General features: G+C 71.1%; 15 protein-coding genes. 11 read left to right on the plus strand and 4 right to left on the minus strand.

The window, feature by feature from the left end; translation table 11 throughout:
- The first annotated feature begins 17 nt into the window (after positions 1-17).
- From AACG61_RS07615 to AACG61_RS07630, 4 genes are all read left to right on the plus strand, one after another.
- Complete coding sequence (locus AACG61_RS07615; RefSeq protein ID WP_411839399.1) at positions 18-2,318, plus strand: Tex family protein; 2,301 nt, start codon at positions 18-20, stop codon at positions 2,316-2,318.
- Positions 2,319-2,322: 4 nt separating this feature from the next.
- Positions 2,323-3,519 carry an AGE family epimerase/isomerase gene (locus AACG61_RS07620; RefSeq protein WP_411839400.1) on the plus strand — a complete coding sequence of 399 codons (1,197 nt, stop codon included), beginning with the start codon at positions 2,323-2,325 and terminating at the stop codon, positions 3,517-3,519.
- 138 nt (positions 3,520-3,657) lie between these two features.
- Complete coding sequence (locus AACG61_RS07625) at positions 3,658-4,722, plus strand: sensor histidine kinase (RefSeq protein ID WP_411839401.1); 1,065 nt, start codon at positions 3,658-3,660, stop codon at positions 4,720-4,722.
- Positions 4,723-4,844: 122 nt separating this feature from the next.
- Positions 4,845-5,627, plus strand: coding sequence for a transglutaminase-like domain-containing protein (locus AACG61_RS07630; protein ID WP_411839402.1), 783 nt, complete (start codon positions 4,845-4,847; stop codon positions 5,625-5,627).
- Here the strand turns inward: AACG61_RS07630 and cbiB are convergent.
- Both cbiB and AACG61_RS07640 read right to left on the minus strand, forming a co-directional pair.
- Positions 5,624-6,544 (minus strand): adenosylcobinamide-phosphate synthase CbiB, encoded by a 921-nt coding sequence (gene cbiB / locus AACG61_RS07635; RefSeq protein ID WP_411839403.1) that lies wholly within the window; start codon positions 6,542-6,544, stop codon positions 5,624-5,626. The genes AACG61_RS07630 and cbiB overlap by 4 nt on opposite strands.
- A gap of 3 nt (positions 6,545-6,547) precedes the next feature.
- Positions 6,548-7,099, minus strand: a complete 552-nt coding sequence (locus AACG61_RS07640; RefSeq protein WP_411839404.1) for a histidine phosphatase family protein — start codon at positions 7,097-7,099, stop codon at positions 6,548-6,550.
- Positions 7,100-7,276: 177 nt separating this feature from the next.
- Between AACG61_RS07640 and AACG61_RS07645 the strand changes: the two genes are divergently transcribed.
- Genes AACG61_RS07645 through AACG61_RS07670 form a run of 6 tightly spaced genes read left to right on the plus strand, consistent with a single transcriptional unit; the run spans position 7,277 to position 14,133 of the window.
- A complete protein-coding gene (locus tag AACG61_RS07645) occupies positions 7,277-8,437 on the plus strand; it encodes an isovaleryl-CoA dehydrogenase (RefSeq protein WP_411839405.1) in 1,161 nt (386 codons plus the stop codon).
- Positions 8,437-8,925, plus strand: coding sequence for a lysozyme inhibitor LprI family protein (locus AACG61_RS07650; RefSeq protein ID WP_411839406.1), 489 nt, complete (start codon positions 8,437-8,439; stop codon positions 8,923-8,925). Before AACG61_RS07645 ends, AACG61_RS07650 begins: the two co-directional genes overlap by 1 nt.
- A 36-nt stretch (positions 8,926-8,961) precedes the next feature.
- Entirely contained in the window at positions 8,962-10,566 is a 1,605-nt protein-coding gene (locus tag AACG61_RS07655; protein ID WP_411839407.1) for a carboxyl transferase domain-containing protein, read from the plus strand.
- Between the two features lie 10 nt (positions 10,567-10,576).
- Positions 10,577-12,502, plus strand: a complete 1,926-nt coding sequence (locus AACG61_RS07660) for an acetyl/propionyl/methylcrotonyl-CoA carboxylase subunit alpha (RefSeq protein ID WP_411839408.1) — start codon at positions 10,577-10,579, stop codon at positions 12,500-12,502.
- The gene (locus tag AACG61_RS07665; protein WP_411839409.1) at positions 12,495-13,358 is read left to right on the plus strand and encodes a hydroxymethylglutaryl-CoA lyase; all 864 of its coding nucleotides are present in this window, start codon (positions 12,495-12,497) and stop codon (positions 13,356-13,358) included. Before AACG61_RS07660 ends, AACG61_RS07665 begins: the two co-directional genes overlap by 8 nt.
- Positions 13,351-14,133 (plus strand): crotonase/enoyl-CoA hydratase family protein, encoded by a 783-nt coding sequence (locus tag AACG61_RS07670; RefSeq protein WP_411839410.1) that lies wholly within the window; start codon positions 13,351-13,353, stop codon positions 14,131-14,133. The genes AACG61_RS07665 and AACG61_RS07670 overlap by 8 nt, the downstream gene beginning before the upstream one ends.
- Here the strand turns inward: AACG61_RS07670 and AACG61_RS07675 are convergent.
- Both AACG61_RS07675 and glyA read right to left on the minus strand, forming a co-directional pair.
- Complete coding sequence (locus AACG61_RS07675) at positions 14,130-15,377, minus strand: Nramp family divalent metal transporter (RefSeq protein ID WP_411839411.1); 1,248 nt, start codon at positions 15,375-15,377, stop codon at positions 14,130-14,132. The two genes, AACG61_RS07670 and AACG61_RS07675, sit on opposite strands and share 4 nt — an antisense overlap.
- Before the next feature lie 127 nt (positions 15,378-15,504).
- Positions 15,505-16,800, minus strand: coding sequence for a serine hydroxymethyltransferase (gene glyA / locus AACG61_RS07680; RefSeq protein WP_411839412.1), 1,296 nt, complete (start codon positions 16,798-16,800; stop codon positions 15,505-15,507).
- A gap of 188 nt (positions 16,801-16,988) precedes the next feature.
- Between glyA and AACG61_RS07685 the strand changes: the two genes are divergently transcribed.
- Entirely contained in the window at positions 16,989-17,750 is a 762-nt protein-coding gene (locus AACG61_RS07685; protein WP_411839413.1) for an NAD kinase, read from the plus strand.
- Positions 17,751-17,752: the final 2 nt, after the last annotated feature.

Raw genomic sequence — 17,752 nt, forward strand, 5'->3', positions numbered from 1 at the left:
GACCGAAGGCCCGCCCGATGGAACTCTCCGCCCCGACCGCCACCCGCATCGCTCGCCAGATCGCGACCGAGATCGGGGCCAGCCCCGCCCAGGTCACGGCGGCCGCCGACCTGCTGGACGGGGGCGCGACCGTGCCCTTCGTCGCGCGCTATCGCAAGGAGGCGACCGGGGGGCTGGACGACACGCAGCTGCGCACCCTGTCCGAACGGCTGGCCTATCTGCGCGAGATGGAGGTGCGGCGCGCGGCGATCCTGGGCTCGATCCGCGATCAGGGCAGGCTGACCGACGATCTGGCCCGCGCCATCGCCGCCGCCGAGACCAAGGCCGCGCTGGAGGACATCTATCTGCCCTTCAAGCCCAAGCGCCGCACCAAGGCGATGATCGCGCGCGAGAACGGGCTGGAGCCGCTGCTGCGCGCCATCCAGGCCGATCCGTCGCGCGACCCGGCGACCCTGGCCCCGGCCTATGTGACGGGCGCGGTCGAGACCCCCAAGGCCGCCCTGGACGGCGCCCGCGACATCCTGGTCGAGGAGTTGTCGGAAAACGCCGAGGTCCTGGGACCGCTGCGCGAGTTCATGCGCGGCAATGCGGTGATCGCCGCCCGCGTGGTGCCCGGCAAGGAGGAGGCGGGCGCCAAGTTCAGCGACTATTTCGCCCATTCCGAGGGCTGGTCGGCCATTCCCGGCCATCGCGCCCTGGCGATCCTGCGCGCCGCCAAGGAGGAGGTCGTGACCATCGAGATCGCCCCCGAACCCGAGACCGGAACGGCGCGGGCCGAGGGGATCGTGGCGCGGGGCCTGGGCGCGGTCGGGCAGGGGCCGGGCGCAGAGTGGCTGCGCGGCGTCGCGGCCTGGGCCTGGCGCGTGCGGCTGTCGAACACGATGTATGTCGATCTGCTGACCGAGCTGCGCCAGCGCGCCCATGCCGAGGCGATCCAGGTCTTTGCCCGCAACCTGCGCGACCTGCTGCTGGCGGCGCCCGCGGGGGCGCGCGCGACCCTCGGCCTGGACCCCGGCATCCGCACGGGATGCAAGATCGCGGTCGTGGACGGCACCGGCAAGCTCTTGGATACCGCGACCATCTATCCGTTCCAGCCCAGGAACGACCTGCGCGGGGCCGAAGCCACGCTGGCCGCGCTGATCGCCCGGCACGGCGTCGACCTGATCGCCATCGGCAACGGCACCGCCAGCCGCGAGAGCGAGCGCCTGGTGGCCGACGTGCTGAAGCGCCTGCCCAAGGGCGTCAAGGCGCCCACCAAGGTCATCGTGTCCGAGGCGGGCGCGTCGGTCTATTCGGCGTCCGAACTGGCCGCGAAGGAGTTTCCGGAGCTGGACGTCTCCCTGCGCGGCGCGGTCAGCATCGCGCGGCGGTTGCAGGACCCGCTGGCCGAACTGGTCAAGGTGCCGCCGCAGTCCATCGGCGTGGGGCAGTATCAGCACGACGTGGACCAGCGGCAGCTGGCCAAATCGCTGGAGGCCGTGGTCGAGGATGCCGTGAACGCGGTCGGCGTCGATCTGAACACGGCCTCGGTGGCGCTGCTGACGCATGTGGCGGGGCTGGGGCCGTCGCTGGCGCAGGCCATCGTCGCGCATCGCGATGCGACCGGCGCCTTTCCGTCCCGCGCCGCGTTGAAGAAGGTCGCGGGCTTGGGCCCCAAGGCGTTCCAGCAATGCGCGGGGTTCCTGCGCGTCCAAGGATCCGAACCGCTGGACGCATCCGCCGTCCATCCCGAAGCTTATGGCGTCGCGCGCAAGATCGTGGCTGCCTGCGGGCGGGATCTGCGGTCGCTGATGGGCGACAGCACGACGCTGAAGTCGGTGCGGGCGCAGGATTTCGTGACCGAGGAGTTCGGCCTGCCCACCGTGCGCGACATCCTGTCCGAGCTGGAGAAGCCCGGCCGCGACCCGCGCCCCGGCTTCGTCACCGCGACATTCGCCGAGGGGGTCGAGGACATCAAGGACCTGCGCCCCGGCATGTCGCTGGAGGGAACGGTGACGAATGTCGCGGCCTTCGGCGCCTTCGTCGATATCGGCGTGCATCAGGACGGGCTGGTCCATGTCAGCCAGCTGGCCGACCGCTTCGTGCGCGACCCCCATGAGGTGGTCAAGGCCGGCGACGTGGTCCGCGTCCGCGTGACCGAGGTCGACGTGCCCCGCAAGCGCATCGGCCTGACCATGCGCAAGGACAACGCCCCCACCGACCGTCCCGGCCGTCCCGACGCCCCCAAGGGCAAGCCCCGCGCCGCCCAGGCCGGGCCGCAGACCACGGGGCAGGGCGCCTTTGGCTCGGCCTTGGCCGACGCCCTGCGCAAGAGGTGATCCGATGACCCCGACCGACCCCGCCTTCCTGGTGGCCGATGCCCGCCGCGCGCTGGACTTCTTCGATGCCAGCCTGCGCCCGGGCGGCGGCTTTCATGCGCTGGACCATGACGGCAGCCCGCTGCCGGGCGACCGGCAGGAGCTGCACGTCACCACGCGCATGATCCATTCCTATGCGCTGGCCCAGGCCGCCGGGCGGTCCGACCGCGCCGGCATCATCGACCACGGCATGCGCGCCCTTTGGGAGCGGCATCGCGACCGCGACCACGGCGGCTATCACTGGGGGCTGGTCGGCGACGCCCCTGCGGACGCGCCGAAGCTGGCCTATGGGCATGTCTTCGTCCTGCTGGCCGCGGCCAGCGCGCGCATGGCGAGCCATCCCGATGCCGACCGCCTGCTGGCCGACATCACGCAGGTGCTGGACCGCCATTTCTGGGACGAGGATGCGGGCCTCTTCCGCGACGAGTTCACCCGCGACTGGCGGGTCTTCTCCACCTATCGCGGCATGAATGCCAACATGCACGGGGTCGAGGCGCTGCTGACCGCGCATGAGGCCACGGGCGATGCGCGCTTTCTGGAGCGTGCGGGGCGCATCCTGGCCTTCTTCATTCCCGGACAGGCGGCCGCCAACGACTGGCGGATCCCCGAGCATTACGATGCCGACTGGCGGCCCGACCCGGCCTATGCGGGCGATCCGACGTTCCGGCCCGCAGGCACCACGCCGGGCCACAGCTTCGAGATGGCGCGGCTGTCGCTGCAATGGTGGGACCTGGCCGGAAGGCCCGCGGACGGCACGCCCAACCGGGCGCGCGCGCTGGTCGACCGGGCGCTGGCCGACGCCTGGCAGCAGCCGGGCGGCGGGCTGGCCTATACGATGCAGGGCGACCGCGTGGGGGTTCCCGACCGCTACTGGTGGCCCGTGACCGAGGCGATCGGCGCGCTGGCGGCGCTGATCAAGCTGGAGCCGCGACCGGCGGATCGCGACTGGTACGCGCGGCTGTGGGGCTTTGCCGACGCGGCGCTGATCGATCATCGGCGGGGCGGCTGGTTCCCGGAGCTAGATGCGGGGGGGCGCCCCGTGGACGGGCAGTTCCGCGGCAAGCCCGACATCTATCACGCGCTGCAGGCCGACCTGCTGCCGCTGGCGGACGGGCTGTCGCATGCGATGCGGGCGCTTGCGGTGACGAAACCGCTGGCCTGACGCCTGGTGCGTTGATAACTTTTGTTTAGCATGGCGCTATCGGGTTGACGGCAGGGGACCGCGGGCCACATCACGCGGCAGGGGTCGCACCCTTAATGGTGAACCGATCCGTTTTGCATCAAGGGGTTCCGCCGCATCATGGCTGTCGTCGATCCAAACCTTCACGCGCTGAACCTGCTGGTCGGGGCCGAGGCAGGGTTCGCCATCTCGGTCCTGGACGCGTCGCCCGACTGCATCAAGCTTCTGGACCTGGACGGGGCGCTGCAGTTCATGAACGGCAACGGCCTCTGCGCGATGGAGATCGATGACTTCGCTTCGGTCTCGCGCCAGCCCTGGCCCACCCTCTGGCCCGCCGAGGCCGAGGTGCAGCTGCGCCACGCCATGGACGAGGCCCGCGCCGGGCGCATCACCCGGTTCGAGGCGTTCTGCCCGACCGCGAAAGGGGCCCGGCGCTGGTGGCACGTCACCGTGTCGCCGGTCCGCGACGGGACCGGGCGCGTGGCCTGGATCATGGCCGTGTCGCGCGACGTGACCGACACCGTGCAGGTCCGCCTGCAGCTGGAGGAGCAGATCGCGCGTCAGCAGGTGCTGATGGGAGAGATCGACCACCGGGTGAAGAACAGCTTTGCCGCCGTCATCGGCCTGCTGCGGATGCAGGCGCGCCTGCATGCCGACGGCCCCGTGGGCTCTCAGCTGAGCGGCGCGGCCAACCGCATCGCGACCTTGGCGCGCGTGCACGACCAGCTGCATCTGGACCCCGGCAGCCGCGACATCAGCCTGCCCGATTACGTCACCGCCCTGTCATCGGACCTGGCGCAGGCGCTGAACGCGCCGATCACGGTCACCGACCGGCTGCCCCCTGCGCTGCGCGTGCCGGCCGGTCAGGCCGCCGCGATCGGCCAGATCCTGGCCGAGCTGATCGGCAATGCGGTCAAGCATGCCCGCCCCGGCACCACGCCCGGCCTGGCGCTGGACCTGTCGCACGACGCAGGCATGCTGACGCTGGAGCTGTCGGATGACGGGCCGGGCCTGCCCGCCGATTTCGACCCCGAACGGCTGCGCGGGCTGGGGATGCAGATCTGCATGGTCTATGTCCAGCAGATGGGCGGGGGGCTGACGCATGGCCGCTCCGATCTGGGCGGTGCGCGCTTCGGCATCACGCTGCGGCTGGAGCCGGAGCGGGACCGGACCGACGCCGCCTGAGCGTCGCTGCGTCCCGGAACCTTTGCGCCCCGCGGCGATTGACAATCCGCGCCGGCGCGGCCATCGCTGGCGCCTTTCGCGACAGACCCTACCCACCGCCCCCCTGACAGGAGACCCCGCCGATGCGGATGAAAATTGACGTGACGCTGGACTATGCGCTGGAGGCCCCGGGTCCGGCGCTGCTGCTGATCGAGGCGGCGGGCGTCGCGGGACAGGTCCTGAACCGCACCGACATCGATCTGGGCCAGCCCCAGAAGCTGGCCCGCGTCCCCGCGGAGGAGGGCGTCGGCGAGCGCATCGTCCTGCGCGTGGCCGAGGGGCTGACCTGCCGCTATGCGGCCGAGGTCCAGGTGACCCGCCCCTGTCCCGACCTGGACGCGCTGGCCGCCGTCGCGGTCGAGGACATGCCGGGCGATGCGCTGCGCTATCTGCTGCCGTCGCGCTACTGCCAGGCGGAACGGTTCACCCATTTCACCGGGTCGCGCTTTTCCGGGCTGACCGGCGGCGGGCTGGTCGCGGCGATGCGCGATTGGGTCGAACGCAACCTGGACTACGTCTCGGGGGCCAGCACGGGTGACACCACGGCCGCGGACACGTTCCTGGACCGGCGCGGGGTCTGCCGCGACTATGCCCATCTGCTGATCGCGCTGTGCCGCGCCGCGCAGATCCCCGCGCGCATCGCCAGCGTCTATGCGCCCGACGTGTCGCCGCCCGACTTTCACGCGGTGGTGCAGGTCTATCTGGCGGGCGACTGGCATCTGGTCGATCCGACCGGCATGGCGCGGGCCGACCGCATGGCGTTGGTCGCGGTGGGGCGCGACGCGACCGACGTGGCCTTTCTGACCACGACCACCGCGGCCGAACTGCGCGTGCAGCGGGTCGAGGTGACCGAGATCCCGGCCTAACCCGCCTGCAGCACCGCGACGCCGATCAGCGCCGCGCCCGCCAGCAGGCAGGCGCGGCGGATCAGCGCGATGCCGCGCGACAGGTCGGCCGCGCCCGGATCGGGAGCGGCCCCGTTCAGCCACGGCTCCTCCGCGATCCGGTCGGCATAGACGCGCGGTCCCGACAGCCGCACGGCCAGCGCCCCCGCCATCGCCCCCTCCGGCCAGCCCGCATTGGGCGAGCGGTGCGCGCCTGCGTCGCGCCACGCCACCCGCAGCGCCGCCCCCGCCCGCGGCCCTGCGGCCAGCGCGATCAGCACCGCCGTCAGCCGCGCCGGGATCAGGTTCACCGCATCGTCCAGCCGCGCCGCGACCATGCCGAAATCCGCATGGCGCGGGGTGCGGTGACCGATCATCGAATCCATCGTGTTGATCGCCTTGTAGGCCGCGATGCCGGGCAGTCCGGCCAGCGCCGCCCAGAACAGAGGCGCGATGATGCCGTCGCTGGCATTCTCCGACAGGCTCTCCAGGCTGGCGCGGGACAGGGCGGCCGCATCGGCCCGCGTCACGTCGCGCCCCACGATCATCGCCGTCGCGGAGCGCGCCCCCGCCAGATCGCCCGCCGCCAAGGGACGCGCCACCGCGCGCAGGTGCTGGTCCAGCGAGCGCGCCGCGACCAGGGGCCAGGCCAGCACCGCCGCCACCCAGGCCCCGGCCCACGCTTGGATCAGCGCCGCGGGCAAAGCCGCCGCCACGACCACCAGAACAACCGTCAGCGCGCCGCGCGCCCGCCGCATCCTTCCGCGGTTCAGGCCCCGGTCCAGCCCCGCGATCAGCCGGCCCAGCCAGGTCACCGGATGCCCGATCCGCCGGAACAGCACGTCGGGCCAGCCGATCAGCGCATCGAGGATCAGGGCCAGGGCCGCCAGCGCCGCCATTCCCTAGGTCCCCCAGGTCAGGTTGACGCCGTCCACCGCCCAATCGGCCCCGGCGCGGCGCAGCACGGTCATCGACAGGGGCGCGACCGAGAAGGACAGCGCCGCAGGCCCGACCACCATGGACAGCGCCGCCCGCACCGTTCCGGCATGGGCGATGACCACCGTGTCGCGGTCAAGCGCGGTCAGGACCGGGATCACGCGCGCGGCCATGTCGGTGAAGCTCTCTCCGCCCGGCGGGCGGTGCCCGGCCAGCGCGTCGGGCGACAGAGGCCCCAGGTCGGGCAGGCGGGCGGGGTCGGTCCCCTCCCACGCGCCCAGGTCCTGTTCCCACAGGGCGGGGTCCAGCCGATCGGGCCTCAGCCCCAGGGCCGCGGCCGTCTGCCGGCAGCGCAGCGCGGGGCTGGCCAGCACGCCCGCGCCCGCCGCTTCGGCGGCGATCCGCGCGGCAAGGCGCGACAGCGCGGCCCGGTCGCCGCAATCGGCCGCCACGTCGCGCCGCCCGGCCAGAAGGCCGCCGGTCAGGCTGGGGGCATGGCGCAGCAGGATCAGGCGCATCGGGGCCTCACGGGGGATCGCGGCGCCTTGTTGCCCGCAGCCGAGGCCGCAGGCAAGCCCCGCGCCTCCACGCTGCGTCCTTGACGCATGGTCCGGGGCGGCGCAGCCTGCTTGACGGGGGCGGGGTCGCTGCGCTATGGAAATGAACAAGCGTTCAATAACGGGAAGGGGGCCGCGATGTTCGCACGGGGCATGGAGTTCGATCTGGGCGAGGATGTGAATGCGCTGCGCGAGATGGTGCATGGCTGGGCGCAGGACCGCGTGGCGCCCCTGGCCGCCGAGACCGACCGCAGCAACGCCTTTCCGAACCAGCTCTGGCCCGAGATGGGCGAGCTGGGCCTTCTGGGCATCACCGTCGCCGAGGAGTTCGGCGGTGCGGGCATGGGCTATCTGGCCCATGTCGTCGCGACCGAGGAGATCGCGCGGGCCAGCGCCTCGATCAGCCTGTCCTATGGCGCGCATTCCAACCTCTGCGTGAACCAGATCAAGCTGAACGGCACGGACGAGCAGCGGGCGAAATACCTGCCCGACCTATGCAGCGGACGCGCCGTGGGCGCGCTGGCCATGTCCGAGGAAGGCGCGGGCAGCGACGTCGTCAGCATGAAGCTGCGGGCGGAGAAGAAGAACGACCGCTATGTGCTGAACGGCAGCAAGTACTGGATCACCAACGCGCCGGACGCCTCGACGCTGGTGGTCTATGCCAAGACCGACCCGCAGGCGGGCAGCAAGGGCATCACCGCCTTCATCGTCGAGCGCGGCATGGCGGGCTTCTCCACCGGCCCGCATTTCGACAAGCTGGGCATGCGCGGATCGAACACCGGCGAGCTGATCTTCGAGAATTGCGAGATCCCGTTCGAGAACGTCCTTGGCCAGGAGGGGCGCGGCGTGCGCGTCCTGATGTCGGGCTTGGATTACGAACGCGTGGTCTTGGCGGGCATCGGCACCGGCATCATGGCCGCCTGCCTGGACGAGGTGATGCCCTATGTCGCCAGCCGCCAGCAGTTCGGCCAGCCGGTCGGCTCGTTCCAGCTGATGCAGGGCAAGATCGCCGACATGTATGTCGCGCTGAACACCGCACGGGCCTATGTCTATGAGGTCGCGCGGGCCTGCGATGCGGGCCGGGTGACGCGCCAGGACGCGGCCGGCGCGGTCCTCTACGCCAGCGAGCAGGCGATGGTGCAGGCCCATCAGGCCGTGCAGGCCCTGGGCGGCGCGGGCTTCCTGAACGACAGCGTCGTCAGCCGGCTGTTCCGCGATGCCAAGCTGATGGAGATCGGCGCCGGCACCAGCGAGATCCGCCGCATGCTGATCGGCCGCGAGCTGATGGGCTTGGTCTGATGCGCGCGGCGCTGTTGCTTCTGCTGCTGGCGACGCCCGCGGTGGCGCAGCAGGACCTGCCCTTCGACCCCGCGCCGGTCCTGGCCTGCCTGGAGGGCGACGGCGAGGACGAGGATTGCGTGGGCCTGGGCGCCGCGGCCTGCATGGAGGCCGAGGGCGGCTCCAGCACCGTGGGCATGGGTCTGTGCATCGGGGCGGAACGCGAATGGTGGGACGCGCGGCTGAACGACCGCTACGCGCAGGTCCTGGCGCGCGCCAAGTCCGCCGATGCCGACCTGACCGCCATGGGCAGCCCCGTCGCGCGCCAGGAGCCCGCGCTGCGCGACATGCAGCGGGCCTGGATCAAATATCGTGACGCGGCCTGCAACTATGAGGCCAGCCGGTGGGGCGGCGGCACTGGTGCCGGGCCTGCCGGCGGGCAATGCGCGCTGGACCTGACCGCGCGTCAGGCCATCCATCTGGACGGGTTCCTGCAGGAAGGCCGCTGAGCGGCCCCCGAACCCCTCACCTCCGGGAGACGACGAATGAAGCTGACCTCTGCCGCGCTGACCACCTCGGATCAGTTCCGCGCCAACCGCGCCGCGCACCTGTCGCTGCTGGAGACGGTGCGCGAGGCGGCCCATGCCGCCGCCGCCGGAGGCGGGCCGAAGGCGCAGGAGCGCCACACCAGCCGCGGCAAGATGCCCCCGCGCGAACGGGTGGCGAACCTGCTGGACCCGGGCAGCCCCTTCCTGGAGGTGGGCGCGACGGCCGCGCATGGCATATATGACGGCGCGGCGCCCTGCGCGGGCGTCATCGCGGGCGTGGGTCTGGTCCACGGCCAGCAGGTGATGGTCGTGGCCAATGACGCGACGGTCAAGGGCGGCACCTATTACCCGATGACGGTCAAGAAGCACCTGCGCGCGCAGGAGATCGCCGAGGAATGCCATCTGCCCTGCCTGTATCTGGTCGACAGCGGCGGCGCGAACCTGCCCAACCAGGACGAGGTCTTTCCCGACCGCGACCATTTCGGGCGCATCTTCTTTAACCAGGCCAGGATGAGCGCCAAGGGCATCCCGCAGATCGCCGTGGTGATGGGCTCCTGCACCGCGGGCGGGGCCTATGTGCCCGCCATGTCCGACGTGACCATCATCGTCCGCGGTCAGGGCACGATCTTTCTGGCCGGGCCGCCGCTGGTCAAGGCCGCCACCGGAGAGGTCGTGACGGCCGAGGATCTGGGCGGCGGCGACGTGCATACGCGCCTGTCGGGGGTCGCGGACTATCTGGCCGAGGATGACGCCCATGCGCTGGCCATGGCGCGACGCGCGGTCAGCCATCTGAACCGCCACGCCCCTCAGACCGTCCGGTGGCAAGCGCCCGAGCCGCCGGCGCTGGACCCCGACGACATTCTGGGCGTGGTCCCCGCCGATCTGCGCACCCCCTACGACATCCGCGAGGTCATCGCGCGGGTCGTGGACGGCAGCCGCTTCGACGAGTTCAAGGCCCGCTTCGGCGAGACGCTGGTCACGGGCTTCGCCCATGTCGAGGGCTGCCCGGTGGGCATCGTCGCCAACAACGGCGTGCTGTTCTCGGAGGCCGCGCAGAAGGGCGCGCATTTCATCGAACTGTGCAGCCAGCGCGGCATCCCGCTGGTCTTTCTGCAGAACATCACCGGCTTCATGGTCGGCCGCAAATACGAGAACGAGGGCATTGCGCGGCACGGCGCCAAGATGGTCACCGCAGTCGCCACGACCAACGTGCCCAAGATCACCATGCTGGTCGGCGGCAGCTTCGGCGCGGGCAATTACGGCATGGCGGGCCGGGCCTACAGCCCGCGCTTCCTGTGGACCTGGCCCAACAGCCGCATCAGCGTGATGGGCGGCGAGCAGGCGGCGGGCGTGCTGGCTACCGTGCGCCGCGACGGGATCGAGCGTGCGGGCGGCACCTGGTCCGCGGAGGACGAGGCCGAGTTCAAGCGCCCCACCGTCGAGATGTTCGACCGGCAGTCGCACCCGCTCTATGCCTCGGCGCGGCTCTGGGACGACGGCATCGTCGATCCGCGCAAGACGCGCGAGGTGCTGGCCCTGTCGCTGCGCGCCAGCCTGAATGCGCCCATCGAGCCGACGCGCTTCGGCCTGTTCCGGATGTGAGGGGACCGCCATGTTCGACAAGATCCTGATCGCCAACCGGGGCGAGATCGCCTGCCGCGTCATCGACACCTGCCGCGGCTTGGGCGTGGCGACCGTCGCGGTCTATTCCGACGCCGACCGCGATGCGCGCCATGTGCAGATGGCCGACGAGGCCGTGCATCTGGGCGGGCCTGCCCCCGCCGACAGCTATCTGCGGGGCGACCGCGTGATCGCCGCGGCCCGGGCCACCGGCGCGCAGGCGATCCATCCGGGCTACGGCTTCCTGTCCGAGAACCCCGACTTCGTCGATGCGGTGGTGGCGGCCGGGCTGGTATTCATCGGGCCGTCGGCGGCGGCGATCCGCGCGATGGGGCTCAAGGACGCGGCCAAGGCGCTGATGGAGGAGGCGGGCGTGCCGGTCGTGCCCGGCTATCACGGCGCGGATCAGGACCCCGATTATCTGGCCACGGAGGCCGCGCGGATCGGCTATCCGGTGCTGATCAAGGCCGTGGCGGGCGGCGGCGGCAAGGGGATGCGGCGCGTCGATGACCCGGCGCAGTTCCGCGACGCGCTGGACAGCGCCCGGTCCGAGGCGCAGGGCGCCTTCGGCAACCCCGCCGTGCTGATCGAGAAATACATCCTGCAGCCGCGCCATATCGAGGTGCAGGTGTTCGGCGACGGCACCCGCGCCGTGCATCTCTATGAACGCGACTGCAGTCTGCAGCGCCGCCACCAGAAGGTGATCGAGGAGGCCCCGGCCCCCGGCATGACGCCCGAGATGCGGGCAGCGATGGGGGGTGCAGCGGTGCGCGCGGCCGAGGCCATCGGCTATGCCGGAGCGGGCACGATCGAGTTCATCGTGGACGGCGCGGACGGGCTGCGGCCCGACGGGTTCTGGTTCATGGAGATGAACACCCGCCTGCAGGTCGAACATCCCGTGACCGAGGCCGTGACCGGCATCGACCTGGTCGAATGGCAGCTGCGCGTCGCCAGCGGAGAGGCTCTGCCCGCGCGGCAGGAGGACATCGCCCTGACCGGCCATGCCTTCGAGGCGCGGCTATACGCCGAGGACGTGCCGGCGGGCTTTCTGCCCGCGACCGGGCGGCTGGCGCATCTGCGCTTTGCCGATCACGCCCGGATCGAAACCGGCGTGCGTCCGGGCGACGCGATCAGCCCGTGGTACGACCCGATGATCGCCAAGGTCGTGACCCATGGCGCGACGCGCGCCATCGCGCTGCGGGCGCTGGAGCAGGCGCTTGTCGATACCGAGGTCGCGGGTTCGGTCACGAACCTGGACTTCCTGATCGCGCTGACCCGTCATGCCGGGTTCAAGCGTGGCGAGGTCGACACCGGCCTGATCGCCCGCGACCTGCCGTCGCTGCTGGATGGCGGGGCCGAGGACCGCGCCGCCCTGGTTCTGGGCGTCATCGGGCTGGCGGGGCTGGCCGATCCGGCCAAGCGCGGCGGCGCGACCCTGTGGCAGCCGCTGCGCCGCACCATCGCATGGGAGGGCGGTCAGGCGGTGCTGGAGGTGACCGGGCCGGGCGCGGCGCGCGTCACGCTGGACCGCGCGCATGAGGTGCGCTGGCAGTCGGGGCGCTGGTGGGTGGACGGGCAGCCCTGCCGCCACCGCGTCGTGACACATCCGGCGGGCGTCGGCGTCTTTGGCGGCCGCGTGGTGCATCTGACTCCGCTGGACCCCTTGGCGCGCAAGGCGGCTGACGGGGCAGGGGACGGGGTGACGCGTTCGCCCATGCCGGGGCTGGTCAAGGCGGTCCATGTGACGGCGGGACAGGCCGTCGCCGCGGGCGACCGGCTGGCCGTGCTGGAGGCCATGAAGATGGAGCACAGCCTGACCGCCGCCGCCGATGGCGTGGTGGCCGAGGTTCTGGCCCAGGCCGGCGATCAGGTCGAGGCCGGCGCCCCCCTGATCCGGCTGGAGCCAGTCGATGGCTGAGCGCGTCAACATCTTCGAGATGGGCCCCCGCGACGGGCTCCAGAACGAGAAGCGGCTGATCCCCACCGCCGACAAGATCGCCCTGGTCGACCTGCTGAGCCAGGCTGGCTTCGAGGACATCGAGGTCACCAGCTTCGTCCCCGCGGCTTGGGTGCCGCAGATGGCGGACGGGGCCGAGGTCATGGCGGGCATCACCCGCCGCCCCGGCACGCGCTATGCGGTGCTGACGCCGAACCTGCGCGGCTATCAGGCGGCGCGGGCGGCGCGGGCCGACACGGTCGCGGTCTTTGCCAGCGCATCGGAGGGGTTCAGCCGGGCGAACCTGAACGCCAGCAACGCCGAAAGCCTGGCGCGGATGGCCCCCGTGGCGGCGCAGGCGCAGGCCGATGGCATGGCGCTGCGCGGCTATGTCAGCGTGGTGACCGACTGTCCCTTCGACGGGCCGGTGGCGCCGGCCGCCGTGGCCCGCGTGGCCGCCGCGCTGCGCGACATGGGCTGCCGGCAGATCAGCCTGGGCGACACGATCGGGCAGGGCCGCCCCGAAACCATCGACGCCATGCTGGCCGCCGTGCTGGAGGAGCTGCCCGCCGACCGTCTGGCCGGGCATTACCACGACACCGCCGGGCGGGCGCTGCAGAATGTGGATGTCAGCCTGGACCGTGGATTGCGGGTGTTCGACGCCGCCGTGGGCGGCCTGGGCGGTTGCCCCTATGCACCGGGCGCGGCAGGCAATGTCGCGACCGAGGCTCTGGCCCGGCACCTGGACGCGCGCGGTTTCGCGCATGGGCTGGACATGGAGATCATCACCCGCGTCGCCGCCATGGCCCGCGCCCTGAGGGAGGCCCCCGATGCCTGACACCATCCGCATCGACCGCGACGACCGTGGCGTGGCGACCCTGTGGCTGACGCGTGCGGAAAAGCACAACGCCCTGTCCCGCCCGATGATGGACGAGCTGACCCAGGCCGCCGCCGATCTGGGCGCTGACCCGGCCGTGCGCGTCGTGATCCTGGCGGCCGAAGGCGGCAGCTTCTGCGCGGGCGGTGATCTGGGCTGGATGCGCGAGCAGATGGCCGCGGATGACGCGACGCGGCGCGAGGGGGCGCGGGCGCTGGCCGGAATGCTCTCGGCGCTGAACCTGCTGCCCAAGCCGGTGATCGCGCGGGTTCAGGGCAATGCCTTCGGGGGGGGCGTGGGCATGATGGCGGTCAGCGACATCGTCGTGGCCGCCGACACGGCGCGGTTCGGGTTGACCGAGGTCAGGCTGGGCCTGATCCCCGCGACCATCGGTCCCTATGTGCTGGCCCGCATGGGCGAGCCTGCGGCGCGGCGGGTGTTCTTTTCGGCGCGGCTGTTCGATGCCGCGGAGGCCGTGAACCTGAACCTGGTGTCGCGTCGCGTCGCGGCGGCGGAGCTGGATGCGGCGGTGGAGGCCGAGGTGGCCCCCTTCCTGCAGGCGGCGCCGGGAGCGGTCGCGGCGGCCAAGGCGCAGTGCCGCGCGCTTGGTCCGCGCATCGACGCCGCCGTCATCGAGGACAGCATCGATCGGCTGGTCGCCGTCTGGCAGGGCGCCGAGGCCCCCGAGGGGATCTCGGCCTTCTTCGAGAAGCGCAAGCCCGGCTGGCAGTCCTAGAACAGCTTCATGATCGAGCCGCGCAGCTGATCGACCGCCAGCGCCGCGAAGGCCAGCGTGCACAGCACCAGCAGGATGTTGGTCAGCGGCTTGTTGCGCCATTCGGCGGGCACGCGGTCGGTGTTCAGGATCCAGAGCAGCGTGACCGACATGAACGGCATGAACAGCGCGCCCAAGACGCCATAGGCCAGGATCAGCAGCACCGGTTGGCCCAGGAACAGCATCGCCATGGGCGGGATGGTCAGCCAGACGATGTAGGCGCGATAGTAGCGCCCGCCCGCCAGGCGGTCGGGATGGGCGTGCGGCTTGCCCTGCGCATGGCCCAGGAAGTCCGCGAACATCAGGCTGACCCCGTTCCACACCCCGATCAGCGAGCTGTAGGAGGCGGCGAAGAAGCCGATCAGGAACAGCTTGCTCATCCACGGGCCATAGCGTTCGCCCAGCACGCGGGCCAGATCGACCATGCCCTGATCGCCGTTGCCGACCGCGATGCCCGCCGAATAGAGCAGCTCGGCCCCCACGATCAGCGTGGCGACCACGAAGAGGCCGGTGACCAGATAGGCGACCGCGTTGTCGATGCGCATGACCGACATGAAGCGCGGGCTGTTCCAGCCCTTCTCGCGCAGCCAGTAGCCATAGGCCGCCAGCGTGATCGTGCCGCCGACGCCGCCCGCGACCGAAAGGACGTTGATCATCGCGCCGTCCGGGATCATCGGCACCAGGCCGGTCGCGATCTCACCCAGGTTGGGCAGGGTAGCGGCGGCGGCCAAGACCATGGCGATGAACATCAGGATGACCATGGCGGTCAGCACGCGCTCGAACCGGTCGTAGCGGCCCGACCAGACCAGCGCCATGCCCAGGACGCCCGACAGGATGCCCCAGGCCGGGACCCCCATGAACGGCATCAGCGAATAGAGCGCCAGCCCCGTGCCCGCCATGGCCGCCGCGCCATAGACGAAGCCCCAGATCACGATGTAAGGCCCGAAATACCAGCTGGTCCATTTGCCGAGCGTGGCCCAGCCCTCGAAGATCGTGTTGCCGGTGGCGAGGCTGTAGCGGCCCGCGCCCTCGACGAGGACGATCTTCATGATGCAGCCCGCGATCACGGCCCAGAGCAGGGCATAGCCGTACTTGCTGCCCGCGACGGTGGTGGCGATCAGGTCGGCGGCGCCGACCCCGGTCGCGGCGACCACCAGGCCCGGGCCGACCAGGCTCCAGCGCGGGGTGTCGGTTGGTGTCGTCAATGGATTGTCCCCCCTTTGTCTTGACTGGCGGACCATGGCCGGATTCTGCAGGATGCGCAAACCCGCAGGACGAAAAAGGCCCGCCGCAGGGGGTGCGGCGGGCCTGTTCGCGGCAATCAGGGACGGATCACAGGCCCTGATACAGCGGGAAGCGGGCGCAGAGGGCCGAGACCTCGTCGCGGACCTTGGCCTCGACGGCGGCATTGCCCTCCTCGCCGTTGGCGGCCAGGCCGTCGACGACCTCGACGATCCAGCGGGCGATCTGGCGGAACTCCGCCTCGGCAAAGCCGCGGGTGGTGCCGGCCGGCGCGCCGAGACGGATACCCGAGGTCACGAAGGGCTTCTCGGGGTCGAAGGGCACGCCGTTCTTGTTGCAGGTGATGTGCGCGCGGCCCAGGGCGGCCTCGGTCGCCTTGCCGGTCACGCCCTTCGGGCGCAGGTCGGCCAGGCACAGGTGGTTGTCGGTGCCGCCCGACACGATGTCGATGCCGCCCTTCATCAGCTCGTCCGCCATGGCGGCGGCGTTCTTCACGACCTGCTGGGCATACGTCTTGAACTCGGGGCGCAGCGCCTCGCCAAAGGCCACGGCCTTGGCGGCGATCACATGCATCAGCGGACCGCCCTGCAGGCCGGGGAACACGGCGCTGTTGATCTTCTTGGCGATGTCCGCGTCGTTGGTCAGGATCAGGCCGCCACGGGGACCGCGCAGCGACTTGTGCGTGGTCGAGGTGACCACATGCGCGTGCGGCACGGGCGAGGGATGCGCGCCGCCCGCGACCAGGCCCGCGATATGGGCCATGTCCACCATCAGATAGGCGCCCACCTCATCCGCGATGGCGCGGAAGGCGGCCCAGTCCCAGGTGCGGCTGTAGGCGGTGCCGCCCGCGATTATCAGCTTGGGCTTGTGCTGGCGCGCGCTCTCGGCGATCGCGTCCATGTCCAGCTGATGGTCCTGCTGGCGCACGCCATAGCTGACGACGTTGAACCACTTGCCCGACATGTTCACGGGCGAGCCGTGGGTCAGGTGGCCTCCCGAATTCAGGTCAAGGCCCATGAAGGTGTCGCCGGGCTGCAGCAGGGCCAGGAACACGGCCTGGTTCATCTGGCTGCCGCTGTTGGGCTGGACGTTGGCGTATTCGCAGCCGAACAGCTCCTTGGCGCGGTCGATGGCCAGGGTCTCGGCGATGTCGACATACTGGCAGCCGCCGTAATAGCGCTTGCCCGGATAGCCCTCGGCATACTTGTTGGTCAGGACGGACCCCTGGGCCTCCATCACGGCGCGGCTGACGATGTTCTCGGAGGCGATCAGCTCGATCTCATCGCGCTGGCGGCCCAGTTCCTGGGTGATCGCGCGGGCAATGTCGGGGTCACGGCTGGCCAGGGTTTCGGTGAAGAAGCCGTTGTCGCGGGTCGGTGCGTTCATCGGTCTTGCGTCCTTCTTGGGCTGGGGCGGCGTTGGGTGGGCGTCTTTTAACGCAACGTCGTGCATGCCGAAAGTGACAAAACGACCCGCATCGGGCCTGCCGCGACGCGGGGTGCGCGCGGTGGCGGGGGCTTGTCATCGCGGCGGGGGCGCGTGATGGTGCGGGTCGATCAGGGACAGGACGGCCGATGACGCCCCACATGCATTTCACCGCAAGCCATGCCGATCATGCGCGCGCCGCGCTGACGGCGCTGACGGCGCGCTATGGCCAAGTCCCGATCGAGGGCGCGGACGTGGTCGTGGCGCTTGGCGGGGACGGGTTCATGCTGCAGACGCTGCATGCGACGCAGGGGCGCGACCTGCCGGTCTATGGCATGAACCGCGGCACTGTGGGCTTCCTGATGAACGCCTATTCCGAAGGCGGCCTGCCCGAGCGTCTGATGCGCGCCGAGGAGACGGTCATCAACCCGCTGCGCATGCGCGCGACCTGCGCCGACGGCACCTGCACCGAGGCGCTGGCCATCAACGAGGTCAGCCTGCTGCGCGAGGGGCCGCAGGCCGCCAAGCTGCGCATCCATGTCGACGGCCGCATGCGGATGGAGGAGCTGGTCTGCGACGGCGCGCTGGTCTCGACGCCCGCGGGGTCCACGGCCTACAACTATTCGGCGCATGGGCCGATCCTGCCCATCGGGTCCGAGGTCTTGGCGCTGACCGCGATCGCACCCTTCCGGCCCCGGCGCTGGCGCGGCGCGCTGCTGCCCAAGGGGGCCGAGGTCGTGGTCGAGGTGCTGAACGCCGACCGCCGCCCGGTGATGGCCGATGCCGACAGCCGCTCGGTCCGCCATGTCACCCGCGTGGAGATCCGCAGCGCCCAGGACATCCGCCACCGGCTGCTGTTCGATCCGGGCCATGGCCTGGACGAGCGGCTGCTGCGCGAACAGTTCGTCTGACG

The organism is Paracoccus sp. ME4, assembly GCF_046736325.1.
Classification (GTDB): domain Bacteria; phylum Pseudomonadota; class Alphaproteobacteria; order Rhodobacterales; family Rhodobacteraceae; genus Paracoccus.

Bases quoted from the DNA above. Each gene is read 5' to 3' on its own strand.
- AACG61_RS07655 (WP_411839407.1), top strand. From the start codon at position 8,962: ATGAAGCTGACCTCTGCCGCGCTGACCACCTCGGATCAGTTCCGCGCC.
- AACG61_RS07645 (WP_411839405.1), top strand. From the start codon at position 7,277: ATGTTCGCACGGGGCATGGAGTTCGATCTGGGCGAGGATGTGAATGCG.
- AACG61_RS07665 (WP_411839409.1), top strand. From the start codon at position 12,495: ATGGCTGAGCGCGTCAACATCTTCGAGATGGGCCCCCGCGACGGGCTC.
- AACG61_RS07615 (WP_411839399.1), top strand. From the start codon at position 18: ATGGAACTCTCCGCCCCGACCGCCACCCGCATCGCTCGCCAGATCGCG.
- AACG61_RS07650 (WP_411839406.1), top strand. From the start codon at position 8,437: ATGCGCGCGGCGCTGTTGCTTCTGCTGCTGGCGACGCCCGCGGTGGCG.
- AACG61_RS07685 (WP_411839413.1), top strand. From the start codon at position 16,989: ATGACGCCCCACATGCATTTCACCGCAAGCCATGCCGATCATGCGCGC.
- AACG61_RS07660 (WP_411839408.1), top strand. From the start codon at position 10,577: ATGTTCGACAAGATCCTGATCGCCAACCGGGGCGAGATCGCCTGCCGC.
- AACG61_RS07625 (WP_411839401.1), top strand. From the start codon at position 3,658: ATGGCTGTCGTCGATCCAAACCTTCACGCGCTGAACCTGCTGGTCGGG.
- AACG61_RS07620 (WP_411839400.1), top strand. From the start codon at position 2,323: ATGACCCCGACCGACCCCGCCTTCCTGGTGGCCGATGCCCGCCGCGCG.
- cbiB (WP_411839403.1), bottom strand. From the start codon at position 6,544: ATGGCGGCGCTGGCGGCCCTGGCCCTGATCCTCGATGCGCTGATCGGC.
- AACG61_RS07630 (WP_411839402.1), top strand. From the start codon at position 4,845: ATGCGGATGAAAATTGACGTGACGCTGGACTATGCGCTGGAGGCCCCG.
- AACG61_RS07640 (WP_411839404.1), bottom strand. From the start codon at position 7,099: ATGCGCCTGATCCTGCTGCGCCATGCCCCCAGCCTGACCGGCGGCCTT.
- AACG61_RS07670 (WP_411839410.1), top strand. From the start codon at position 13,351: ATGCCTGACACCATCCGCATCGACCGCGACGACCGTGGCGTGGCGACC.
- glyA (WP_411839412.1), bottom strand. From the start codon at position 16,800: ATGAACGCACCGACCCGCGACAACGGCTTCTTCACCGAAACCCTGGCC.